This window comes from Variovorax sp. YR266, assembly GCF_900107295.1.
Taxonomy (GTDB): domain Bacteria; phylum Pseudomonadota; class Gammaproteobacteria; order Burkholderiales; family Burkholderiaceae_C; genus Variovorax.
This window is the reverse complement of the sequence record NZ_FNPM01000007.1, coordinates 387,629-410,389: the sequence shown is the minus strand read 5'-3', so window position 1 is coordinate 410,389 and position 22,761 is coordinate 387,629. Positions and strand designations below refer to the sequence as shown.

At 66.4% G+C, this 22,761-nt stretch carries 19 protein-coding genes; 4 read left to right on the top strand and 15 right to left on the bottom strand.

Features of this window, described 5'->3' with window-relative positions; genetic code table 11:
• Window position 1: 1 nt before the first annotated feature.
• The 9 genes from BLW48_RS20545 to glpD all read right to left on the bottom strand — a co-directional run bounded on the left by BLW48_RS20545 (window position 2) and on the right by glpD (window position 9,977).
• The gene (locus BLW48_RS20545; protein WP_093177176.1) at window positions 2–1,135 is read right to left on the bottom strand and encodes a beta-ketoacyl-ACP synthase III; all 1,134 of its coding nucleotides are present in this window, start codon (window positions 1,133–1,135) and stop codon (window positions 2–4) included.
• A complete protein-coding gene (locus BLW48_RS20540; RefSeq protein ID WP_093177174.1) occupies window positions 1,125–2,105 on the bottom strand; it encodes a hypothetical protein in 981 nt (326 codons plus the stop codon). Before BLW48_RS20540 ends, BLW48_RS20545 begins: the two co-directional genes overlap by 11 nt.
• A gap of 184 nt (window positions 2,106–2,289) precedes the next feature.
• Entirely contained in the window at window positions 2,290–4,023 is a 1,734-nt protein-coding gene (locus BLW48_RS20535; RefSeq protein ID WP_093050780.1) for an ABC transporter substrate-binding protein, read from the bottom strand.
• A 106-nt stretch (window positions 4,024–4,129) separates the two neighbouring features.
• Window positions 4,130–4,438, bottom strand: coding sequence for a DUF2160 domain-containing protein (locus BLW48_RS20530; RefSeq protein ID WP_093050783.1), 309 nt, complete (start codon window positions 4,436–4,438; stop codon window positions 4,130–4,132).
• A 12-nt stretch (window positions 4,439–4,450) separates the two neighbouring features.
• Entirely contained in the window at window positions 4,451–5,263 is an 813-nt protein-coding gene (locus tag BLW48_RS20525; protein WP_019656045.1) for a carbohydrate ABC transporter permease, read from the bottom strand.
• Window positions 5,260–6,150, bottom strand: a complete 891-nt coding sequence (locus tag BLW48_RS20520; protein ID WP_093050786.1) for a carbohydrate ABC transporter permease — start codon at window positions 6,148–6,150, stop codon at window positions 5,260–5,262. Before BLW48_RS20520 ends, BLW48_RS20525 begins: the two co-directional genes overlap by 4 nt.
• The gene (locus BLW48_RS20515; RefSeq protein ID WP_093080148.1) at window positions 6,147–7,217 is read right to left on the bottom strand and encodes an ABC transporter ATP-binding protein; all 1,071 of its coding nucleotides are present in this window, start codon (window positions 7,215–7,217) and stop codon (window positions 6,147–6,149) included. Before BLW48_RS20515 ends, BLW48_RS20520 begins: the two co-directional genes overlap by 4 nt.
• Window positions 7,218–7,219: 2 nt before the next feature.
• Window positions 7,220–8,293: an ABC transporter ATP-binding protein gene (locus tag BLW48_RS20510; RefSeq protein ID WP_093080145.1), complete on the bottom strand. Its 1,074-nt coding sequence runs from the start codon at window positions 8,291–8,293 to the stop codon at window positions 7,220–7,222.
• Between the two features lie 25 nt (window positions 8,294–8,318).
• Entirely contained in the window at window positions 8,319–9,977 is a 1,659-nt protein-coding gene (glpD, locus tag BLW48_RS20505; protein WP_093177173.1) for a glycerol-3-phosphate dehydrogenase, read from the bottom strand.
• A 122-nt stretch (window positions 9,978–10,099) separates the two neighbouring features.
• Here glpD and BLW48_RS20500 point away from each other — a divergent pair, with 122 nt between their 5' ends.
• From BLW48_RS20500 to BLW48_RS20490, 3 genes are all read left to right on the top strand, one after another.
• Window positions 10,100–10,870: a DeoR/GlpR family DNA-binding transcription regulator gene (locus tag BLW48_RS20500; RefSeq protein WP_093050798.1), complete on the top strand. Its 771-nt coding sequence runs from the start codon at window positions 10,100–10,102 to the stop codon at window positions 10,868–10,870.
• 19 nt (window positions 10,871–10,889) lie between these two features.
• Window positions 10,890–12,386, top strand: coding sequence for a glycerol kinase GlpK (gene glpK, locus BLW48_RS20495; RefSeq protein WP_093177171.1), 1,497 nt, complete (start codon window positions 10,890–10,892; stop codon window positions 12,384–12,386).
• 95 nt (window positions 12,387–12,481) lie between these two features.
• Window positions 12,482–14,125, top strand: a complete 1,644-nt coding sequence (locus tag BLW48_RS20490) for a phosphoethanolamine transferase (RefSeq protein ID WP_093177170.1) — start codon at window positions 12,482–12,484, stop codon at window positions 14,123–14,125.
• On the opposite strand, the gene ctlX is transcribed toward BLW48_RS20490, so the two are convergent.
• Together ctlX and BLW48_RS20480 are read right to left on the bottom strand one after the other, a co-directional pair.
• The gene (gene ctlX / locus BLW48_RS20485) at window positions 14,122–15,066 is read right to left on the bottom strand and encodes a citrulline utilization hydrolase CtlX (RefSeq protein WP_371127558.1); all 945 of its coding nucleotides are present in this window, start codon (window positions 15,064–15,066) and stop codon (window positions 14,122–14,124) included. The genes BLW48_RS20490 and ctlX overlap by 4 nt on opposite strands.
• The gene (locus BLW48_RS20480) at window positions 15,066–16,115 is read right to left on the bottom strand and encodes an ornithine cyclodeaminase (protein WP_093177168.1); all 1,050 of its coding nucleotides are present in this window, start codon (window positions 16,113–16,115) and stop codon (window positions 15,066–15,068) included. Before BLW48_RS20480 ends, ctlX begins: the two co-directional genes overlap by 1 nt.
• 146 nt (window positions 16,116–16,261) lie before the next feature.
• Here BLW48_RS20480 and BLW48_RS20475 point away from each other — a divergent pair, with 146 nt between their 5' ends.
• The gene (locus tag BLW48_RS20475; RefSeq protein ID WP_093050809.1) at window positions 16,262–16,684 is read left to right on the top strand and encodes an Lrp/AsnC family transcriptional regulator; all 423 of its coding nucleotides are present in this window, start codon (window positions 16,262–16,264) and stop codon (window positions 16,682–16,684) included.
• A 34-nt stretch (window positions 16,685–16,718) separates the two neighbouring features.
• On the opposite strand, the gene BLW48_RS20470 is transcribed toward BLW48_RS20475, so the two are convergent.
• The 4 genes from BLW48_RS20470 to BLW48_RS20455 form a co-directional block, all read right to left on the bottom strand.
• Window positions 16,719–17,675 (bottom strand): alpha-E domain-containing protein, encoded by a 957-nt coding sequence (locus BLW48_RS20470; RefSeq protein ID WP_093050811.1) that lies wholly within the window; start codon window positions 17,673–17,675, stop codon window positions 16,719–16,721.
• 14 nt (window positions 17,676–17,689) lie between these two features.
• Window positions 17,690–19,186 carry a circularly permuted type 2 ATP-grasp protein gene (locus BLW48_RS20465; RefSeq protein ID WP_093050814.1) on the bottom strand — a complete coding sequence of 499 codons (1,497 nt, stop codon included), beginning with the start codon at window positions 19,184–19,186 and terminating at the stop codon, window positions 17,690–17,692.
• A 98-nt stretch (window positions 19,187–19,284) separates the two neighbouring features.
• Window positions 19,285–20,133: an oxepin-CoA hydrolase, alternative type gene (locus BLW48_RS20460; protein ID WP_093177167.1), complete on the bottom strand. Its 849-nt coding sequence runs from the start codon at window positions 20,131–20,133 to the stop codon at window positions 19,285–19,287.
• A 145-nt stretch (window positions 20,134–20,278) separates the two neighbouring features.
• On the bottom strand, window positions 20,279–22,696 hold the full coding sequence (locus BLW48_RS20455; RefSeq protein ID WP_093177165.1) for a DNA internalization-related competence protein ComEC/Rec2: 2,418 nt from the start codon (window positions 22,694–22,696) through the stop codon (window positions 20,279–20,281).
• Between the last annotated feature and the right edge of the window lie 65 nt (window positions 22,697–22,761).

Below are 22,761 nucleotides of genomic sequence, written 5' to 3'. Positions count from 1 at the left end.
GCTACACCGCTTCCATGTAGATGAAGCCGCTGGAGAAGCGGCCGCTTTCGGGCACGAACATCAGCAGCTTCTGGCCGCGCTTGATGCGGCCCGAGCGGAACAACTCGTCGAGCATGATGTACGGCGACGCCGAACCTGTGTTGCCCTTGCTCGCAAGATTGCTGAACCAGCGCTCGCGCGGAATCGGCAGGCCCAGCGATTCGAGGCACTGGCTCACCGGCTCGACGAAGTACTGCGACGACAGGTGCGGCAGGAACCAGTCGATGTCCGCCGTCTTCAGCCCGCGCCGCTCGATGATGGCCGCCAGCGGCTCGCCCAGCGTGGCGCGCACGATGTTGTCGTTGAGCAGGCGCACGTCCTGCTTGACGGCGAAGGTCGACTCGCGCCGCCAGTCTTCGGGCGACTTGCGCCCCCAGCCGTCGAGGCCGCCTTCGGCATTCTTCTCGGCGCCGGCGTACATGCACACAGGCAGCTCGTGCGCGGCGGACGACAGGTCGATCCAGTCGATGCGCAGCGACAGCGGCCCGCGTGGCTCGCGCTCCAGCAGCACTGCACCCGCGCCGTCGGACAACATCCAGCGCAGAAAGTCTTTCTCGAAGGCCAGTTCGGGCCGCGCCTCCAATGCTTCGAGCTTGTGCTCGAGCTCGGCCTCGAAGCGCGAGCCGCGCATCACGGCCGAGGCCAGCTCGGAACCCGTGGCCACCGCGCGCCGGGCATCGCCCGCGCGCACCGAGAGCCATGCATGCTTCAACGCGGTGGCACCGGCCAGGCAGATGCCCGCGCAGGCCACTACTTCGAGCCGCGGCCAGCCGAGTTCGCCGTGCACCATTACCGCGTGGTTGGGCATGAGCTGGTCGGGCAGCGAGGTGCCGGTGACGAGGCAGTCGACCGGCCCTACGTCGCCCAGCGCGCGGATCGCGGATGCAGTGAGCTGCGCGTTGGTCATCGCCAGTTCGCCCGTGGCGCGGTCGATGGCGTAGTGGCGCGACTGGATGCCGTTGCTGCGCAGGATCAGCCGCCGCGCGCGGGACGCCTTGCCGCCGATGCGACCGAGGACGTCTTCGATGTCTTCATTGCTGACCGGGGAAAAGGGCAGAAAGGCGGCGGTGCGGGTCAGGAAGACATCAGTCGTCATAGAGGGGGGTGCGGTCCGTGGCAGAGCCCGACGGGCACTCGAATTGGGCTGTCATTTTAGTCAGCCACCCTCTGAACAAAGGTCGCAAGAGTGCCTGCAGGCTCAGGCTCACGGGCACCACCGTAATGATCAGTACCAGCAGAAACAGCACGTACAGCAGCAGCAGCGGCTTGCGCTGCCACGCGCCGGGCCCGCCGGCGGCCATGATCAGCTTGCCCCAGAGGTAGAAGCTGCGCGTGCCGGCCTTCTCGCTGATGAGCAGCCTGGCATTGGCCTGCACCGCCCCGAGGCCGGCCAGCAGCGGCTGCGTGCCGCGCTCCAGGTCGTTGTGCAGGGCATCGCGCAGGGCACGGCCGAAGCGGCCTGTACCTTCGATCTGTTCGGTACTGAGTCCCGCATCGGGCATGCCCCAGAAGCCGCGCTTGCGGCCCCAGATCAGCCAGGCCGGCGTGGTAAAGAAGGTGGCGAGCGTGGGGCCGGGGTCGGTCAGCACCACGTTGTCGATCAGCCTCGCGCCGACGTCGTCGAGCATGCCCTTGAGTTTTTCGTGGGCCAGAAGCCACATGTTGCGGCAGGCGATGACCGTGACCACCGGCTTGCCCTTGAGCAGCCGCGCCGCCACCGGGTGCTTGAGGAAGGCCGCCACGGGCTGTGAAGGCGCCAGGAACCACACCTGGTACGGGAGGATGACGAGGTCGAAGTCTTCCTCGCCCGTGAGCGACAGCGGCGCCAGCGGCTGCGGCTTCATGTGGGCCGACTCCGGAAAGGCGTCGAAGAAGCTCAGGAAGGGCCAGGGAAAGGGGTACGGCGCAAGTGGGCGCAGCGTTTCCTCGTGCACCTCGATCGACGGATCGGCGCGCAGCGGCGCCACGATCCGGTCTGCAACCTCGTCGAGCTGGCCGGATTGCGAATAGCGAAGAACGAGGACGCGCTTGACGCTTCGAGGGGGGCTGGAGGGGCTGGAAGTCACTGGCGGTGGCGTTTCGGGGGCCGTCGAATGTACGCGATGCCTGTAGCGAGCGCATCTGCCAATGGTCATGGCGTCGCGGCAATCAGACGGTCGAATCGGTCAAATGGCCGGCGATGCGGAAAAAGAACAAGAAAAAAGGGCCGTACCTTGCGGCACGGCCCCTGTCGTGGTGCGCGAGGGAAGCTCAGCGCACCTTGCCTTCCTTCCAGGCGGTCAGCAGCTTGTTGTAGTCGATGGTCTCGCCCTTCGGCTTCTCGTTGGCCAGCTTCTTCCACGGGGCGTGGTCGTCGCTCAGGTACTTGGCCGGGTCGCCCTTGGGGTTGAGCTTGGGCGCGCAATGGGCCATGCCGGCGCGCTCGAGGCGGGCCATCACGTTGTCCATCTCGTCGGCCAGGTTGTCCATTGCCTTCTGCGGGGTCTTCTCGCCCGTGACGGCCTCGGCCACGTTCTTCCACCAGAGCTGCGCGAGCTTCGGATAGTCGGGCACGTTGGTGCCGGTCGGGGTCCAGGCCACGCGTGCCGGGCTGCGGTAGAACTCGATCAGGCCGCCGTACTTGTTGGCGTTCTGCGTGAAGTAGTCCGAGCGGATGTCGCTGTCGCGGATGAAGGTCAGGCCGGTGATCGACTTCTTCAGCGAGGTGGTCTTGGCAGTGATGAACTGCGCGTAGAGCCAGGCTGCCGCCGTCTTGTTGGCGTCATGGCCCTTGAAGAAGGTCCACGAACCCACGTCCTGATAGCCGTTCTGCATGCCCTGCTTCCAGTACGGACCGTTCGGGCCGGGGGCCATGCGCCACTTCGGCGAGCCGTCGTCGTTCACCACGGGCAGGCCCTTCTTGGTCATGTCGGCCGTGAAGGCCGTGTACCAGAAGATCTGCTGGGCGATCTGGCCCTGCGCCGGCACGGGGCCGGATTCGCCGAAGGTCATGCCCATGGCTTCCTTGGGCGCGTACTTCTTCATCCAGTCGATGTACTTGGTGAGCGCGTACACGGCAGCCGGCGAGTTGGTGGCGCCGCCACGCGACACCGAGGCGCCGGTGGGCGTGCACTTGTCGGCGGCCACGCGAATGCCCCATTCGTCGATCGGCATGCCGTTGGGAATTCCCTTGTCGGCGGAGCCGGCCATCGACAGCCACGCATCGGTGAAGCGCCAGCCCAGCGACGGGTCCTTCTTGCCGTAGTCCATGTGGCCGTAGATCGGCTTGCCGTCGATGGTCTTCACGTCGACGCTGAAGAACTCGGCGATGTCTTCGTAGGCGCTCCAGTTGAGCGGCACGCCCAGGTTGTAGCCGTACTTGGCCTTGAACTTGTCCTGCAGGTCCTTGCGCGCGAACAGGTCGGCGCGGAACCAGTACAGGTTGGCGAACTGCTGGTCGGGCAGCTGGTAGAGCTGGCCGTCGGGAGCAGTGGTGAAGCTGGTGCCGATGAAATCCTTCAGGTCGAGGCCGGGGTTGGTGAACTCCTTGCCCGCGCCGCCCATGTACTCGGTCAGCGACATGATCTTGCCGTAGCGGTAGTGCGTGCCGATCAGGTCGGAGTCGGACACCCAGCCGTCATAGATCGACTTGCCCGACTGCATCGAGGTCTGCAGCTTCTCGACCACGTCGCCTTCCTGGATCAGGTCATGCTTGACCTTGATGCCGGTGATTTCCTCGAAGGCCTTGGCCAGCGTCTTCGATTCGTACTCGTGGGTGGTCAGGGTTTCGGAGACGACGGACACCTCCTTCACGCCCTTGGCCTGCAGCTTCTTGGCCGCATCGATGAACCATTTCATTTCCTCCATCTGCTTGTCCTTGGACAAGGTAGATGGCTGGAACTCGCTGTCGATCCATTTCTTGGCTTCAGCCTCGCCGGCCGTTGCCGCACCGTGCGCGGCGAACATCGCCGCTGCCAGTGCCAATGCCGTGTAGCGCATCTTCATGAAGTTGTCTCCTCGGTTGTTGCTTCCCCGGTGTTGTGTTCGATCACGGCTCCGGGGAGGCGGAGAGCCGGAACGCATTTGGTTGAACTCTAAGAGCCGTGCCTGCTCAGCCCTTGCGCATCACGAGCGCAAGCAGGCCCATCGACAGCACGAAGCTGATCCAGATCGAAGGCTCGGCCTCGAGGCTGAACCACTCCTGGAACTTGCCGGCCAGGCCGATGAAGACCAGGTTCAGGTACGCCGCCGACAGCAGCCCGATGAAGAGCCGGTCGCCACGTGTGGTGGCCATCGGCAGCCAGCCGCGCCGCAGCGTGGTGGGCGACTTGAATTCCCACACCGTCATGCCGACCAGCATGAGCGCGATGCAGATGAAGAACACGGCCACCGGGGTGGTCCAGACCATCCAGTCGAACATCTCTCGGCCTCCTTAAACACGACCCATCGCGAAACCCTTCGCGATGTAATGGCGCACGAACCAGATGACGATGGCGCCCGGCACGATGGTCAGCACGCCAGCCGCAGCCAGCGTTGCCCAGTCCATGCCCGAGGCGCTCACCGTGCGCGTCATCGTCGCCACGATAGGCTTGGCGTTCACGCTCGTGAGCGTGCGCGCCAGCAGCAGCTCGACCCAGCTGAACATGAAGCAGAAGAACGCCGCCACGCCCACGCCGGCCTTGATGAGCGGCAGGAAGATAGTGAGGAAGAAGCGCGGGAACGAATAGCCGTCGATGTACGCCGTCTCGTCGATCTCGCGCGGAATGCCGCTCATGAAGCCTTCCAGGATCCACACCGCCAGCGGCACGTTGAACAGCAGATGCGCGAGCGCCACGCCCAGGTGCGTGTCCATCAGGCCGACCGTGCTGTACAGCTGGAAGAACGGCAGCAGGAACACCGCGGGCGGCGTCATGCGGTTGGTCAGCAGCCAGAAGAACACGTGCTTGTCGCCCAGGAACGAATAGCGCGAGAACGCATAGGCCGCTGGCAGCGCCACGGTGAGCGAGATCACCGTGTTGATGGCCACATAGATCAGGCTGTTGATGTAGCCCGAGTACCACGACTCGTCGGTGAAGATGCGCGCGTAGTTGGCCCAGGTGAGCTGCTGCGGAAAGAACGAGAAGCTCGACAGGATCTCCTCGTTCGTCTTGAAGCTCATGTTGATCATCCAGTAGATGGGCAACAGCGCGAACAGGATGTACAGCACCAGGAAGATGCTGCGCTTGTGAAATCTCTTCTCGTTCATTTCTCCACCTCCGCTTCCTGCGTACCGACCCGCTGCATCCAGTTGTAGAGCACGAAGCAGAACAGCAGGATGATGAGGAAATAGATCAGCGAGAACGCCGCTGCAGGCCCCAGGTCGAACTGCCCCACTGCCTTCTGCGTGAGGTATTGGCTCAGGAAGGTGGTTGCGTTGCCCGGCCCGCCGCCCGTCAGCACGAAGGGCTCGGTGTAGATCATGAAGCTGTCCATGAATCGCAGCAGCACCGCGATCATCAGCACACCGCGCATCTTGGGCAGCTGGATGAAGCGGAACACCGCGAACTTGCTCGCGCCGTCGATGCGCGCAGCCTGGTAGTAGGCGTCGGGAATCGAGCGCAGGCCCGCGTAGCACAGCAGCGCCACCAGCGGCGTCCAGTGCCACACATCCATCACCAGCACGGTAAGCCACGCGTCTGTGGCGCTGCCGGTGTAGTTGTATTCGATGCCCATCGTCTGCAGCGCATGGCCCAGCAGGCCGATGTCGGCACGGCCATAGATCTGCCAGATGGTGCCGACCACGTTCCATGGAATCAGCAGCGACAGCGCCACCACCACCAGCACCGCTGAAGACTTCCAGCCCTTGGCCGGCATCGACAGCGCCAGGCCGATGCCCAGCGGAATCTCGACCAGCAGCACCGACAGCGAGAAGCCCAGCTGGCGCCACAGCGCCTCGTGCAGCTCGTCGTCGCGCATCACCGAGGCGAACCACTCGGTGCCGACGAAGACTCGGCGCTCGGGCGAGATGATGTCCTGCACCGAGTAGTTGACCACCGTCATGAGCGGCACGATGGCCGAGAACGCAACGCAGATGAGCACTGGCAGCACCAGCCACCACGCCTTCTGGTTGATCGGTTTGTTGGTTGCGTTCATGCGACCAGTTCCTCGTCTTTGTAATAGCAGGTGTGCGTATCCAGTACTCGCACCCACACCGTGTCTCCCGCTGCCGGCGGCTGGTCGTCAGAGTGCAGCCGCACCTTCAGCACGCTGCCGTCGGCCTCCACGCTCAGCATCACGTGCGTGCCCACATCCTGCACCTGCTTCACCACGGCCGGCACCGCACCGGCGGCGCCCGCGTTGGACAGGCGCAGGTACTCGGGGCGGATACCGATCTTCAGCGGCCCCTGCGGCAACTCGCGCGTGGGCACCAATGGCGTGCCCGCAACCTCGATGGTGCCGTTCGCGCTCTTCGCGGACAGGAAGTTCATGCCCGGCGAGCCGATGAAATGCCCGACGAAGGTGTGGGCCGGCCGCTCGAACAGCGCTTCGGCGCTGCCCACCTGCACGGCCTTGCCGCGCGTCATCACCACCACCTCTTCGGCGAAGGTGAGCGCCTCGACCTGGTCATGCGTCACGTAGATGAGCGTGAGCTTCAGCTCGCGATGGATCTGCTTGAGCTTGCGGCGCAGCTGCCACTTCAGGTGCGGGTCGATCACAGTGAGCGGCTCGTCGAACAGCACCGCCGACACGTCGCTGCGCACCAGCCCGCGCCCGAGGGAGATCTTCTGCTTGGCGTCGGCAGCGAGGCCGGCGGCGCGCTGGTTGAGTTGCCCGCTCATGTCGAGCATCTCGGCAATCTCGCCCACGCGCTTCTTGATCTGGTCGGCCGGCACCTTGCGGTTGCGCAGCGGAAACGCGAGGTTCTCGGCCACGGTCATGGTGTCGTAGATCACCGGGAACTGGAACACCTGCGCGATGTTGCGCTCCTGCGGCGTGGCGCGCGTCATGTCGCGGCCATCGAAGGTGACCGTGCCCTGCGAGGGCACGAGCAGGCCCGAGATGATGTTCAGCATGGTCGTCTTGCCGCAGCCCGAAGGGCCGAGCAAGGCATATGCCCCGCCGTCGCGAAAGCTCATCTTCAGCGGCAGCAGCGCATAGTCGCTGTCCTGCGTCGGGTTGGGGCGATAGGCGTGGGCCAGGTCGAGGTCGATGCGTGCCATGACTAGTTTCCTTTGCGCCATGCCGGCGCCAGCGCCAGCTTTTCGCTGGCATCGAACACATAGGCTTGCGACGCGCTGAAGTACAGCGTGATCGAGGCGCCCAGCTCGAAGCGGTGCACACCGGTGAGCTGCGCCACCAGTTCGCCCACCGCCGTCTCGACGTGCACGAAGGTATCGGAGCCCGAGATTTCGGCCAGCTCCACCTTGCCGGGCAAGGCGATGTCGCCCTGCCCCGCATCCACGTTCAGTGCGCTCGCGCGCAGGCCGACCGTGACGGCGCCTGCAACGCTTTCAGGCACAGCCAGAGCCAGCGCGGGACCACCAGCCAGTTGCACCTTGCCGGCGGTCGCGGTGCCGGCCAGCAGGTTCATCGGCGGATCGCTGAAGGCCCGTGCCACTCGCAGCGACTGCGGCGCGTGGAACACTTCGGCCGTCGGGCCGTACTGCAGCAGCTCGCCGGCATCCATCACGGCCGTGTAGCCGCCAAGCAGCAATGCTTCGCCGGGCTCGGTGGTCGCGTAGATCACGGTCGAATCGCCAGTCGCGAAGAGTTGCGTGAGCTCTTCGCGCAGGCCTTCGCGCAGCTTGTAGTCGAGATTGACCAGCGGCTCGTCGAGCAGCATCAGCGGTGCGTTCTTGGCGAGCGCGCGCGCCAGCGCCACGCGCTGCTGCTGGCCGCCCGAGAGTTCGGCCGGATAGCGGTCGAGGAACATGCCGATGTGCAGCTTGTCGGCCAGCGCCTTTACGCGTGCATCGATGTTCGACTCACCGCGCAGCTTGAGCGGCGAGGCAATGTTGTCCGCAACCTTGAGCGACGGATAGTTGATGAACTGCTGGTAGACCATCGCGACATTGCGTTCGCGCACGGGCATGCCGGTCACGTCCTTGCCGTCGACCAGCACCTTGCCTTCGGTGGGCGTGTCGAGCCCCGCCATCAGCCGCATGAGGCTGGTCTTGCCGGCCTGCGTTGCGCCCAGCAGCACGGTGACCGCGCCGCTCCTGGGCGCGATGCTCTGCTCGTAGAGCCATGTCTGCGCACCCACCTTCTTGGTGACGCGCTCCAGTGTCAATTGCATTGGCGCTCTTTCCCTTGTATTCGGTCTAGTTGTTTTTGACGCGGACCTGCTGCTGCAACAGCCAGCGCGCGACCTGCTCGCGCTCTTCGGGCGTGTAGTGCAGCCCCAGCTTGGAACGCCGCCAGAGCACGTCTTCCGCGCTCACGGCCCATTCGCGGTCCTGCAGGAAGCGCAGTTCGCGCTCGTACAGGCCGGGCGCCACTTCGTCGCCCAGGTCGGCAAAGGACTTCGCTTCGCCCAGCAACTCCGCGATGCGGGCGCCGTAGCCCCGCGCGAGGCGGCGCGCAAGGTGACCATAGAGCCACGGATATTTGGTTTGCACGGCCGACACGAAGCGTTCGAAATCGTCGTCGGGTCGCTTCGCCGCGCCGATCCATGCCGACAGGTCGCCGCCCGCGAGAAAGGCGCCGTCGGTCCAGGCCGGGCGCTGCGCGCTCGACTGGCCCAGCATCCTGCCGACCTCGTCGGCCGCGTCCTCGGCCAGCTTGCGGAATGTGGTGATCTTGCCGCCCCACACCGACAGCAGCGGCGCTGCGGTGGTGTTCGATTCGAGCATGTAGTCGCGCGTGACGGCCGATGGGTCGCCCGAGTCGTCGTCGAGCAACGGCCGCACGCCCGAGTAGGTCCACACCACGTCGGCCGGCACGATGGGCTTCTCGAAGTAGCGGCTGGCCTGGGTGCAGAGGTAGTCGATTTCTTCCTGCGCGATGCGCGCGGCGCCGGGGTCGTCGCCGGTGAGTTCGATGTCGGTGGTGCCGATCAGCGTGAACTCGTCCTGGTACGGAATGGCGAAGATGATCCGCTTGTCGGGGTTCTGGAAGATGTAGGCGTGGTCGTGCTCGAACAGGCGCGGCACCACGATGTGGCTGCCCTTCACGAGCCGCAGGCTCTTGGTGGCCAGCGCCTCGCCCTTGGCCGACTGCGCGACGCCGCGCAGGAATGATTCGGCCCACGGCCCCGCGGCATTGACCACCGCCCGGGCGCGCAGCGTGCGCTTGTTGCCGTCGGCGCCTTGCAGCGTGGCAGTCCATCCGTCGGCGTCTCGCTGGGCGTGCACGCAGCGCGTGCGGGTCAGCACTTCGGCGCCGCGCGCCTGTGCGTCGAGCGCGTTGAGCACCACGAGGCGCGCATCGTCGACCCAGCCGTCCGAATAGATGAAGCCGCGCTTGTACTGGTCCTTCAGCGGCTTGCCCGCGGCGTGGCGGCGCAGATCGACGCTGCGCGAAGCCGGCAACACCTCGCGTTTGGCAAGGTGGTCATACATGAACAGGCCGATGCGGATCATCCAGGCCGGGCGCATCGACGGGTCGTGCGGCATCACGAAACGCAGCGGCCACATGATGTGCGGCGCGCTCTTGAGCAGCACCTCGCGCTCCTGCAGCGCCTTGCGCACCAGCGAGAACTCGTAGTACTCGAGGTAACGCAGCCCGCCGTGGATCAGCTTGGTGGAGGAAGACGATGTGTGCGAGGCGAGATCGTCCTTTTCGCACAGCACCACGCGCCAGCCGCGGCCCGCGAGGTCGCGCGCGATGCCGCAGCCGTTGATGCCGCCGCCGACGATGAGCACGTCGCAGTCGGTGGCCGGCGCGGGCGAAATGGAAGAGAAATCGCTCACAGAAATTGGGTCCGTTGAAGCGTGACTTTGGTCACTAACGGCGGCCATTGTATTTTCGCGTCTTTTCATTTGGATTCCTTTTGGCGCGATTTTCCTACGAGTTTTCCCTTAGATGGCTTCGTTTTCTTTCGCTTTAAAGTGGCGCGCTCTGTACCCTCGGTCGCAGTCTTCCTGCTTTCCACGACGCCCCTGTGAACTCCAACCCGCGCCAGATCAACCTCCTGGACACCGTGCGCGCGCGCGGCTCCGTCACCGTCGAGCAACTGGCCGACATGCTCGGCGTCACCCTGCAGACCGTGCGGCGCGACGTGCAGCGGCTGGCTGACGAAGGCCTGCTCACGCGCTTTCACGGCGGCGTGCGCGTGCCCAGCTCGACCACGGAAAACATCGGCTACCAGCAGCGCGAAACCCTGCACGCCGAAGGCAAGGCGCGCATCGCCCGCCGCGTGGCGGAGCTGGTGCCCAACGACTGCTCGCTGATCCTCAACATCGGCACCACCACCGAGGCCATCGCCAAGGCGCTGCTGCGCCACACGGGCCTGCGCGTGATCACCAACAACCTGAACGTGGCCACCATCCTCAGCGGCAACACCTCGTGCGAAGTGATCGTGGCGGGCGGCTCGGTGCGCCAACGCGACCGCGCCATCGTGGGCGAGGCAACCATCGACTTCATCCGCCAGTTCAAGGTCGACATCGCGCTGATCGGCGTGTCGAGCATCGAGGCCGACGGATCGCTGCGCGACTTCGACCTGCGCGAGGTGAAGGTGGCGCAGACCATCATCGCGCAGGCGCGCGAGGTATGGCTCGCAGCGGATGCGAGCAAGTTCAACCGGCCGGCAATGATTCAGCTGGGCACGCTCTCGCAGATCGACCGGCTGTTCACCGATGCCGAGCCGCCGGCGCCATTCGCCGACCTGCTGCACACCGCCCAGGTGCGCCTCGAGATCGCGCGCGAGAACTGACAAGAAAGAACACGAACGAATGACCACCTACCTGCTCGCCCTCGACCAGGGCACTTCGAGCTCCCGCAGCATCGTGTTCGACCGCGAAGGCCACATCGTCGCCATCGCGCAGAAAGAGCTGACGCAGATCTACCCGCAGCCGGGCTGGGTCGAGCACGACCCGATGGAAATCTGGCGCAGCCAGCTCGCCACCGCGCGCGAAGTGCTCGCCAAGGCGAAGCTCAAGCCCACCGACATCCACGCCATCGGCATCACCAACCAGCGCGAAACCACCGTGCTGTGGAACCGCACCACGGGCCAGCCAGTGCACCACGCCATCGTCTGGCAGGACCGCCGCGCCGAGCCCTTGTGCGCCAGGCTGCGCGACGAGGGCATGACCGACACCATCCGCGAGAAAACCGGTCTGGTGATCGACGCGTACTTCTCCGGCACCAAGCTGCGCTGGCTGCTCGACAACGTGCCCGGCGCGCGTGCGCAGGCCGAGCGCGGCGAACTCGCCTTTGGCACGGTCGACAGCTGGCTCATGTGGCAGCTCACCGGCGGCAAGGTGCACGTGACCGACGTGAGCAACGCCTCGCGCACCATGCTCTTCAACGTGCACAGCAACGGGTGGGATGCCGACCTGCTGAAGGCACTCGACATTCCCGCCGCGCTGATGCCCAAGGTGCAGCCCTCGAGCTCGCACTTCGCAGACACCGATGCGGCGCTGCTGGGCCACACGCTGCCCATCGGCGGCGTGGCCGGCGACCAGCAGAGCGCCCTTTTCGGCCAGGCCTGCTTCGAAGCCGGCATGGCGAAGAACACCTACGGCACCGGCTGCTTCCTGTTGATGCACACGGGCGGCGCGTTCCAGCCCTCGCACAACGGCCTGCTCGTGACCAGCGCCGCGCAGACCGATGCAACGCCGCAGTACGCCATGGAAGGCAGCGTGTTCGTCGGCGGTGCCGTGGTGCAGTGGCTGCGCGACGGGCTCAAGGCCATCAAGGGCAGCGCCGAAGTGCAGTCGCTGGCCGAGAGCGTGCCCGATGCCGGCGGCGTGATGATGGTGCCGGCCTTCACCGGCCTCGGCGCGCCCTACTGGGATGCTGATGCGCGAGGCACCATCACCGGCCTCACGCGCGGCACCACGGTTGCGCACATTGCGCGCGCCGCGTTGGAAAGCATCGCCTACCAGAGCGCCGCGCTGCTGCAAGCCATGAGCCGCGACGCAGTGGCCGCCGGCGGCAAGCCCGTGGCCGAACTGCGCGTGGACGGCGGCGCGAGCGTGAACGACCTGCTCATGCAGTTCCAGGCCGACCTGCTGGGCATTCCGGTGGTGCGGCCCGAAGTGATCGAGACCACCGCGCTGGGCGCTGCGTACCTCGCAGGCTTGTCGACCGGGGTCTACACCGACGCGCGCCAACTCTCGAAGCTGTGGAAGATCGAACGCCGCTTCATGCCGACCATGGGCCGCGCGCAGGCCGAGGAATCGATGGCGCGCTGGGAGCGCGCGGTGCGCCAGGCCACTGCGACCTGATGATCCAAAAGACCTCGCCACCATCGGGGCACTGAGGTCCGCTGCACGAGCCCCGGGGCAGAATTCGGCCGCCCCCGACTTGCCGCGCTGCCTGCTTGACCACTCCAACCAACGAAGTCTCTCCGTCGCGCAACGCGCTGCTCGCCTGCGGCGTGGTGGGCGCGACGCTGCTGGCGCTCATCGCGCTGGGCCATGACGGCCGCCGCATGGCGCAGCTCGCGGTGCTCGCAATGCCGATGGTGCTGTGGCTTGCGTGGCCGCTGCGCAGCGCGCGGATGCGGCGCATACGCACGCTGCTGGTCTGGCTCTGGGCCATGGGCTTCGCACTCGACGGCGCGGTGCGCGCCTATCTGCTCGACGCCTACCAGGCCGCGCCCGACGGCGCGATGGTGCTGGGTGCAGCGGCCAACACCAATGCGCGCGAAGGCTCCGAATACCTGTGGATGCATTGGCGTTCGGCTGCGGTGTGGTGTGCCGCGCTGGTCGTGGCGAGCGTGCTCGTGGGCATGTTCGCGCGGCGCGGCGCTGTAGCCGATGCGACGGCCCCGTCCGCCCGGCCCGCACGATGGGCCGTGGCGCTTGTCGCGCTGTTGCTTCTCGTCGCATGCGTGGCCTATGCGAGCAAGCCCTGGCGCCGGCTGCATCCCGCGGTCTTCTGGACGCAGTGGGCGAATTCCGTTCACACGCTGCGCACCGCCTGGGCCGACCAGCAGAAGCAGCGCGACCGCCTGATGGCGCAAGCCAAAGGCATCGCACCCGTGATTTCGCAGACCGGCCCTTCCACGGTGGTGCTGGTCATCACCGACAGCATCAACCGCGACAACATGGCGCTGTACGGCTACGGCCGCCCGACCACGCCCCGCCTGCTGGCGCACAAGGCGCAGACCGGCGACCAGATGGCGGTGCTGAAGAACGCCTGGTCCGTCGACGCCAGCACCCTGCCCGCGCTGCGCAACATGTTCCACTTCGGCCTGCCCGAGAGCGAGAACCCGCCGCACCTGCTGGCGCTGGCACGCGCCGCCGGCTACAAGGTCTGGTGGATCAGCAACCATGACGACCTCGCCATCGAGCAGCAGCATGCGCGCCTCGCCGACGTGGTCGACATGGTCAACCGCACGCCCGGCCGCGCCAGCGCCTCGCTGGACGGCGAGATCCTCGACTGCGTGCAGGAGGCGCTGGCCGATACGAGCACCGACCGCAAGCTGATCGTGGTCCATCTGATGGGCGCGCATCCGCACTACAGCCTGCGCTTTCCGGCCAACGCCAACCCCTTCGACGACGATGTGGATGCGGTCGAGAACGGCCTCGTGAAAGACGGCCGCTCGGCCTGGGTGCGCCGCTTCCGCCAGGAATACGACGCCGCGCTGCTGTATCACGACTTCGTGGTGTCCGAGCTGCTGCAGCAGACGCGCAGCGCGGGCAAGCCGGGCGACTACCGCGCGTGGATGTACCTGTCGGACCACGGGCAGGAGGTAGGCCACGTGAGCGACCGCGCGGGACACAGCCCGGCGACTGCTTCAGGCTATCGCATTCCGGCCGTCGTGTGGCGCAACCAGCAGCCGCTGCCGTCGGCCGCGGCGCAGCAGCACCCGTTTCGCGCAGACTGGTCGGGCTGGACGCTGATGGACCTGCTCCACATCCAGTGGAACGGGCAGAAGCCGGAACGCGATGTGCTGCAGGATGCCTACCGCTGGCAGGCGCCCACGATTCCGGTGGCGGTCGAATCGTTTTCGCGCTAGCCGTGCCGGGGCGACAGATGAATGCCGGCGATCATGCAGCGCACCGATCCGCCCGCCATCTCGATCGTCGGAACCGGCAGCGGAAGCAGCCGCGCGGACCGTTCGATGACAGCCTTCTGCTGGCTGTTCAGGCTGTTGCAGGCGCGCTGCGACAGCGCGAGCACGCGGCCATCGCGGCCTGACAGCTCGATTGCATTGCCTGCGAACTCGGCGATCTGCCCTGCGGTGAGCGCAATGACCTCGCGCCCCGATTCCTCCAGCCGGGCGCGCACCTCGGCCGCACGATGCGCATCCGGGATCATGTCGAAGCCGACCAACGCGAAGGCCGTGGCCACGCACATCAGCACATTGGTGTGATAGATCGGCCGGCCGGCTTCATCTGCCGTATCCACCAGCATCGGCTCGAAATTGAAGTGCGTGCTGAAGCGCTCCAGCGCCACCGGATCGGCCCGGTTGGAGCGAGCGGTGTAAGCCACACGCGCCAGGTGGTCGAGCACCATCGCACCGGTGCCCTCCAGGAACAGGCCGTCGTGCTCGAGGCCGGAATAGTCGATGACGTCCTGCACCCGGTAGTTGGCCTTGAGCATCTCGATCACGTCGCTGCGACGCTCGCGGCGGCGGCTCGGCGAATGCATCGGGTAGATGGCAACGTGCCCGCCCGGGTGGGTGGAGAACCAGTTGTTGGGAAAGACCGAGTCCGGCGTGTCGTGCTCGCCCCGGTCTTCGAACAGATGCACGTGCACGCCTTCGGCTTCGAGCTGCTCGACGGCTGCCGTTACCTCGCGATAGGCGGCGTCGGCCACGGCTTGCGCGGCCTCCTTGGCGGCTGCGGTCTGGAACGCGTTGTCGGCAGCAGTCTCCGGGTTCGGCGTGAACCTGTGCGGACGGACCATGACCACGGCGGCCGGCGCCTGAACGGAGCGGATCGCGGCCGGCATCATCAAGCCACCCTTCGGATGACAGCGCGCGAGGCGCCGCTGCGAGTGTGGCGGAACAGGTCCTTCGGGTCATCGGCCCGGGGCACCAGCTCGACGTCCACGCCGAGGTTGCGACGCTCGGCCTGTTCGTGCACATAGCGCAAGGTGGCGTAGTCCTCGAGCGCGAAGCCGACCGAATCGAACACCGTGACTTGTTCAGCGCTTTCGCGCCCCGTTGCCGTGCCGGCCAGCACGCGCCACAGGTCGACCACGGGAGAGTCTTTTGGCAACTGCTGGATGTCGCCCTCGATGCGCGTCTGCGGCTCGTATTCGACGAACACGCGCGCGCCGCGCAGCACGTCGGCATGCAGTTCGGTCTTGCCGGGGCAATCGCCGCCGACGGCGTTCAGGTGCATGCCCGGCTCGATCATGTCCGGCGTGATGATGGTGGCGCAGGCCTTGTCGGCAGTCACGGTCGTCACGATGTCGGCGCCGCGCACGGCCTGCGCCGTGGAGTCGGCACGAATGATCTTGAGCGACGGAAAGGGCGAGAGGTTGCGCACCAGCTTGTCGGTGGCGCGGGCGTCGATGTCGTACACGGCGATTTCCTCGATGCCCAAGTGGCAGTGAAAAGCCAATGCCTGGAATTCGCTCTGCGCGCCGTTGCCGATGAGCGCCATGCGCCGCGCGCCGGGCCGCGCCAATGCGCGCGCCGCCATCAGCGAGGTCGCGCTCGTGCGAAGCGCAGTGGCAAGGGTCAGTTCAGACAACAGCACGGGGTAGCCGGTCTCGACATCGGCGAGCACGCCGAAGGCCATCACCGTGTAGAGGCCTCTGCCGGTGTTGGCCGGATGGCCGTTGACGTACTTGAAGGCATAGCGCGAGGCGTTCGACACAGGCATCAGTTCGATGACGCCGATGTCCGAGTGATTTGCCACACGGGCCGATTTGTCGAAATCAGGCCAGCGGATGAAGTCTTCCCGGATGGTGTCGGCCAATGCGCCGATGAAGGGGGCCACGCCGATCTCCTGCACGAGGCGGGACATGGCGGGAACGTCGATGAAGCGGGTCATGGGGGTCTCCTGAACGGTCCGGCAGCATCGCGCAGCCGTCTTTCGATTGTTCCGGGGAGACATGTCAGACTGAACCCTCCAACTTGTCAAGTTAGCCCTTGAACCTTACATTTCGCTCGATCTGATTAGCAATTTGACAAATGGCAATGGACGACATCGACCGACAACTCATTGCCCTGCTGCGCGACGACGCGCGCATGCCGGTGGTGGCCCTGGCCCAGAAGCTCCGCGTGGCGCGGGCGACCGTGCAGAACCGGATTGCAAAACTGGAGAACGACGGAACCATCGTCGGCTACACCGTGCGGCTGAAGCCCGAAGCGGAGGCGCACCGCATCCGCGCGATCATGAGCATCGAGATCGAAGGGCACCGCGCCGAGCGCGTGAGCCAAGTTCTGCGCGGTCACCCCAACGTCGTGGCCCTGCACTCGACCAACGGCCGCTGGGACCTGATGGCCGATCTGCGCGCCGACTCGCTAGAAGCCTTCGACAAGGTGCTCAATGCCATCCGGCAGATCGAAGGCATTTCGAGCACCGAGACGAGCATCCTGCTGTCGACGCACAAGCTCTGAGCCGGGCGCCAGCGGCGCACCGGCTCTCTATCGCTCAGTGCGCGGGAACCAGGAAGTCCTGGCTGATGCGCCCGCCCAGCTCGTTCACGCGGTCGAGGAACTGCGTGAGGTAGGCATGCAGGCCGGTCGCAAGGATCTCGTCGACCCGCGCGTATTGCAGATCGGCCAGCAGCTTGCCGGCGCGGCGCTGGGTTTCGGCGCTCTGCTCGTTCTGCACCTTCGCGAGGTTGTTCACCACCTCGACCAGGCTCGCGTGCAGTGAGCGCGGCATGTCGGCACGAAGAATCAACAGCTCGGCCACGCGCTCGGGCTTGATCACATCGCGGTACACCTTGCGGTAGACCTCGAAGGCCGAAACGCTGCGCAGGATCGCGCTCCAGTGATAGAAGTCGTACTCCTGGTCTTCCTCGGTGGCGGCGCCGAAGAACTCGCTGTTGAGCGCATGGAACTTCACGTCCACCAGCCGCGCGGTGTTGTCGGCGCGTTCCAGGAAGGTGCCCAGCCGCGAGAAGTAGAAGGCCTCGTCCTGCAGCATGGTGCCCAGCGTGACGCCGCGCGACAGGTGCGAGCGGAACTTGACCCACTCGAAGAACTGGCCGGGGTCGCGCTCGAAATCGCCTGCGCGCAGCATGCGGTTGACTTCAAGCCAGGTGGTGTTCTGCGTTTCCCAGGCTTCGGTGGTGAGCGCGCCGCGCACGGCACGCGCGTTCTCGCGAGCGGCCTTCAGGCAGGAGACGATCGAAGAGGCGTTGCTCTCGTCCTTGACCATGAACTCCATCACGTCGTGTGGCGTGATCTGGTCGTACTTCTTGTTGTACCAGGGCAGCAGCTCGCTGATGGAGAGCACGCCCTGCCAGCCGTACTTGGCCACTTCGGCGGACTGCGGCAGCAGGGAGGTCTGGTAGTTGACGTCCAGCATGCGCGCCGTGTTCTCGGCGCGCTCGGTGTAGCGGGACATCCAGTAGAGATGGTCGGCGGTGCGAGACAGCATCGGTTGTGCTCCTACTACGATTGGCTTTGCGACTGCGCGGGCGCCGCCTTGGGCTTGGGTGCGCGGTCGGCTTCGAGAATCCAGGTGTCCTTGGTGCCGCCGCCCTGCGACGAGTTGACCACCAGCGAGCCTTCCTTCAGCGCCACGCGCGTGAGGCCGCCGGGCACCATCTGCACCTCGCTGCCCGAGAGCACGAAGGGGCGCAGGTCGATGTGGCGCGGCGCGATGCCGGCGTCGACGAAGGTGGGCGAGGTCGACAGGCTCAGGGTGGGCTGGGCGATGTAGCCGTCGGGCTTGGCGATCACGGCCTTCTTGAAATCTTCGATCTCGGCCTGCGTGGCGGCCGGGCCGATCAGCATGCCGTAGCCGCCGGCGCCGTGCACTTCCTTGACGACCAGGTCCTTCATGTTGTCGAGCGTGTACTGCAGCTCGTCCTTGTTGCGGCACATGTAGGTGGGCACGTTCTTCAGGATCGGCTTTTCGCCGAGGTAGAACTCGACCATCTTCGGCACGTAGGGGTAGATCGACTTGTCGTCGGCCACGCCGGTGCCCACTGCATTGCAGATGACGACGTTGCCTTCGCGGTAGGCGCGCATCAGGCCGGCGGTACCGAGCGTGGACGTAGGGCGGAACACCTCGGGGTCGAGGAAGTCGTCGTCCACGCGGCGGTAGATCACGTCGACGCGGCGCGGTCCGCGCGTAGTGCGCATGTAGACGAAGTTGTCCTTGACGAACAGGTCCTGGCCCTCGACCAGTTCCACGCCCATCTGCTGGGCGAGGAAGGCGTGTTCGAAGTAGGCGCTGTTGTACATGCCGGGCGTGAGCACCACCACCGTTGGCTCGGCCGTGGCCGGCGGCGCGCTGGCGCGCAGGGTTTCGAGCAGCAGGTCGGGGTAGTGCGCGACCGGTGCGATGCGGTTCTGGTTGAATAGCTCCGGGAAGAGCCGCATCATCATCTTGCGGTTTTCGAGCATGTAGCTCACGCCGCTGGGCACGCGCAGGTTGTCTTCGAGCACGTAGTACTCGCCGTTGCCGTCGGCATCGGGGGCACGAACGATGTCGATGCCCGAGATGTTCGAGTACACGTTGTGCGGCACGTTCACGCCCATCATCTCGGGGCGGAACTGGGCGTTGTTCAGGATCTGCTCGGCCGGAATGATGCCGGCCTTGATGATTTCCTGGTCATGGTAGACATCGTGAAGAAAGCGGTTGAGCGCCGTGACGCGCTGCACCAGCCCTTTTTCCATGCTGTCCCACTCGTGGGCGGGAATGATGCGAGGCAGCAGGTCGAACGGGATGAGCCGCTCGGTGCCGGAGCCGTCCTCGTCCTTGGCGCCATACACCGCGAAGGTGATGCCGACCCGGCGGAAAATCAATTCCGCCTCTTCGCGCCGCGAACGCATCACCTCACCGGGTTGCTTCGCGAGCCATTGGTCGTAGCGCTTGTAGTGCTGTCGGATTGCAGCCCCCGCATAGGGCAACTGCTCATACATCTCGTCAAATTTGTGCATGGAACGACCAATCTCCTTGAGCTATAGCTTAGCAAGTTCAGGGCCAGTAGAACCCCTTATGCCAAGGCCGGAGACGGGCCGGAAGACTTTTTCTTCGCTCAGCGCTCAGGCCCTTCCTCGCTGGCCGTCAGCTTCTTGCGGGGCGAGAGAAATCCCTTGATGCGCTCCCCGCTCTCGTCGCTGTAGAGGCTGGCCAGGAAGGATTCGCGCTCGGCGTCGAGCTGCTCACGCCGGCTGCGCCCACGCGCCGAATACACGAGCTGCTTGATGCGCGCCTGCACCTCGAACGGGCCGCGCGCGAGCTGCTGCGCCCAGGCGAGCGCGGTGGCGCCGGCCTCCCCATGCGGCACGACCTTGTTGACCACGCCCAGTTCGTGCAGCCGCTTCGCGGTGCTGGGCGTGCCGTCGAGCAGCATTTCGATGGCAGCCTGCGGCGGCAACGCGCGCACCAGCGAATCGGTGCCGCCGCCGTCGGGCGTGAGGCCCACATTCACATAGGACATGGCGAACTTCGCGTCTTCCGCGGCCACGATCAGGTCGCAGGCCAGGCACAGCGAAAAGCCGCCGCCCATGGCAGCGCCCTCGACAGCGGCAATAACGGGCTGGGGAGCCTCCTGGATCGCCATGATCCATTCATGCAGCGCATCGATGTGGCCATGCTGCTCGGCGGCCGGCAGCTTGCGTTGCCGGGCCAGGCGTCGCAGGTCGCCACCGCCGCTGAAATGATCGCCCTCCCCGCACAACACGATGGCACGCACGGTGCGAAAACCCGAGGTAGCGCGCATCGCCTTGGCGGCCGCGCGGTAGACCGACGGATTGAGCGCATTGCGCGCCGCGGGGTTGCTCAGCGTCAGCACCAGCACCGGGCCTTCGCGGTGCATCTTGAGCCGCGCGCCGGGTGCGGCCGCGGCGCTCGTGCTGGTGATGGCCGGAACAGCGGCCGTCACGGCGTATGCCCGGAAAACAGGTCCCACCGAAGGCCTTGACGGTTGCTCATGCTGTCCCCTCTTCTGAGTTGTAGCCAAACGATACAACGCATGGGACGCCAGTACGAGCACGCTGACAAGTGGCCTTTCGGACTACTTTTGACAATTAGTTCACGATTTCAGGGCTGTGCTGCCAGTACCGCGCATGGCGCTCGCGCTCGCAGGCCACGTCGGCGGGGCGTGTGCTGGTCCAGTGCGCGGCGCCGCAGCGGGTGTTTTCGACCAGCCGCACGCCGCGGTCCCGGTAGCGCGCCGCCACCTCCTGCGCCGGATGGCCGAAGCGGTTGCGATACCCCGCCTGGACAAAGGCAATGCCCGGCTGCACCGCATCGAGGAAGGCCGGGCTCGACGAAGTCTTGCTGCCGTGGTGCGGCGCCAGCAGCACGTCGGCCCGCAGCAGCTGCGGCGTGCGAACGACGAGCGCGGCCTCCTGCAGCCGCTCGATGTCGCCGGCCAGCAGCGCCGCCGCGCGCCCGTTGCCGATGCGCAGCACGCACGACACGGCATTGGGCTTGGTGAAGCCGCGGTAGTCGGTGTCGAACGGATGCAGCACCTCGAAGCGCACGCCGTCCCAGGTCCAGGCCTGCCCCGCCTCGCAACGCCGTGCCGCCAGCGTCGCCTGCAGCGGATGCGTGGCTTCGAGGGAACTCAGCAGCTCGGCCCGCGGCTGCATCGCGAGCACCGCGGGCGCACCGCCGGTGTGATCGGTGTCGCGGTGGCTCAGCACCAGCATGTCGAGGCGCTCACCATGCGCCCGCAGCAGCGGCACGAGCACGCGATGGCCGGCATCGCTTTCAAGGCTGTAGCGCGGGCCGGCGTCGTAGAGCAGGCTGTGCGTGGCAGTGCGCACGAGCACCGCATTGCCCTGGCCGATGTCGGCAGCGAGCAACTCGAATTCGCCGGCCGCCGGCCGGGGCGCCTGCCACAGCAACACTGGCAGCAGCAGCGGAATGCCGAGGCTGCGCAGCGACCAGGACAGCCGCATGGCGAGCAATGCACCGCCGGCCACGCCGCAAGCGGCCATCCACAAAGGCGGCGCGGCCATCGACAGCGTGGCATACGGCAGCCCGGCCAGCCATTGCAGCAGCAGCGCCAGCACCTGCACGGCCCGGGCTGCAAGGTCCCACAGCGGCGCCACGGCGACGCCCAGCATGGCCAACGGCGTGATCACAAGCGTGACCCAGGGGATCGCCACCGCATTGGCCAGCAGGCCGATCAGCGACACCTGCTGGAACAGCAGCAGGCTCAGCGGCGTGATCGCCAGCGTGATGACCCATTGCTCGCGAAAGAACTGCAACAGGCGGGAAGCGGCGCCGGTCTTCCGCTCGCCCGGCACCGCGGCGTCCGTGGCGAACAGCACGCCCACCGCCACGAAGCTCAGCCAGAAGCCGGCCTGCATCAAGGCCCACGGATCGAGCGCGATCACCACGGCCGCCGTCAGCAGCCACACATGCGGCCAAGGCCAGCGCCGGCCCGTGAGGCGCAGCAGCGCGACCGTCGCCAGCATCCACACAGTGCGCTGCGAGGGCACACCCCAGCCGCTGAAGAGCGCGTAGAGCGTGGCCAGCAGCACGCCGCCTATCAACGCCGCCTGCTGCGCCGGCACGCGCAGCATCAGCCGCGCGCTGCGCCGCCAGAGCAGGCCGACGATGTGCGCGGCCAGCCAGGCAAACATCGTGACGTGGAGGCCGGAGATCGACATCAAGTGTGCCACGCCCGTGGCGCGGAACACGTCCCAGCCCGAGCGGTCGATGGCGCTCTGGTCGCCGGTGACCAAGGCCGCGATCACGCCGGCCTGGGCGCGGTCGGGCACGCGCTCGAAGACGCCGTCGCGCACGGCTTCTCGTGCGCGCTCGATGGGATGCCACCACGTGCTTGCCACCAGCACGGGCGCCGCATCGCGCGCGCCGGTTCGCACATAGCCGCTGGCATGCAGGCCCTGCTCCCACATCCAGAGTTCGCTGTCGAAGCCATGGGGATTGCGGCTGCCGTGCGGCGCCTTCAGACGCACCGTCAGCCGCCATCGCTCGCCGGCGTGCAGGGAGCCGACTGTGCTGGCCAAGGGCGTGCGGCTTTCGGAAGCACGGCTCCACAGGCTCGAGCCTTCGGCATACCAGCCGAGTGCAATGCGATCGGGCACCGCGGGCCGCCCCTGCGCATCCGGATCAGCCCAACCCGCGGACTCGACATCCAGGCGGAACTGCGTTCCAGCTTCATTGCGCTGAGGCATCTCCGATACGACGCCCGTGACCTGCAGGTCGCGCCCTTCGAGCGCCGGGTCCAGCGCGCCGTTCGCATAGACCGCCGCGCGCCATCCCGCGAGCCCTGCGCCGGCCATCGCGCCGCATAGCAAGGCGATGAGCATCAGGCCCCTGCCCGGCATGCGTCGCCAACACAGGCCGGCCACTGCCACGAACAGCAAGCCGGCGTAGGCCCACGCCGGCCAAAGCACCGCCTGCTGCAACTGCAAGGCCGCTCCCAGCAGCGAGCCACCCAGCGCCACGAACGCCCCCGCTCCACCCATGGCACCGCCAGACGCACGAAACGGCGTCAACGAAAAACTCCCGAACCCATGATGCAAACCCTCCC

Bases quoted from the DNA above. Each gene is read 5' to 3' on its own strand.
- BLW48_RS20530 (WP_093050783.1), bottom strand. From the start codon at position 4,438: ATGTTCGACTGGATGGTCTGGACCACCCCGGTGGCCGTGTTCTTCATC.
- BLW48_RS20455 (WP_093177165.1), bottom strand. From the start codon at position 22,696: ATGGGTGGAGCGGGGGCGTTCGTGGCGCTGGGTGGCTCGCTGCTGGGA.
- BLW48_RS20465 (WP_093050814.1), bottom strand. From the start codon at position 19,186: ATGCACAAATTTGACGAGATGTATGAGCAGTTGCCCTATGCGGGGGCT.
- BLW48_RS20515 (WP_093080148.1), bottom strand. From the start codon at position 7,217: ATGGCACGCATCGACCTCGACCTGGCCCACGCCTATCGCCCCAACCCG.
- BLW48_RS20520 (WP_093050786.1), bottom strand. From the start codon at position 6,150: ATGAACGCAACCAACAAACCGATCAACCAGAAGGCGTGGTGGCTGGTG.
- BLW48_RS20475 (WP_093050809.1), top strand. From the start codon at position 16,262: ATGGACGACATCGACCGACAACTCATTGCCCTGCTGCGCGACGACGCG.
- glpK (WP_093177171.1), top strand. From the start codon at position 10,890: ATGACCACCTACCTGCTCGCCCTCGACCAGGGCACTTCGAGCTCCCGC.
- ctlX (WP_371127558.1), bottom strand. From the start codon at position 15,066: ATGATGCCGGCCGCGATCCGCTCCGTTCAGGCGCCGGCCGCCGTGGTC.
- BLW48_RS20470 (WP_093050811.1), bottom strand. From the start codon at position 17,675: ATGCTGTCTCGCACCGCCGACCATCTCTACTGGATGTCCCGCTACACC.
- BLW48_RS20480 (WP_093177168.1), bottom strand. From the start codon at position 16,115: ATGACCCGCTTCATCGACGTTCCCGCCATGTCCCGCCTCGTGCAGGAG.
- BLW48_RS20535 (WP_093050780.1), bottom strand. From the start codon at position 4,023: ATGAAGATGCGCTACACGGCATTGGCACTGGCAGCGGCGATGTTCGCC.
- BLW48_RS20525 (WP_019656045.1), bottom strand. From the start codon at position 5,263: ATGAACGAGAAGAGATTTCACAAGCGCAGCATCTTCCTGGTGCTGTAC.
- BLW48_RS20510 (WP_093080145.1), bottom strand. From the start codon at position 8,293: ATGCAATTGACACTGGAGCGCGTCACCAAGAAGGTGGGTGCGCAGACA.
- glpD (WP_093177173.1), bottom strand. From the start codon at position 9,977: ATGAAAAGACGCGAAAATACAATGGCCGCCGTTAGTGACCAAAGTCAC.
- BLW48_RS20545 (WP_093177176.1), bottom strand. From the start codon at position 1,135: ATGACGACTGATGTCTTCCTGACCCGCACCGCCGCCTTTCTGCCCTTT.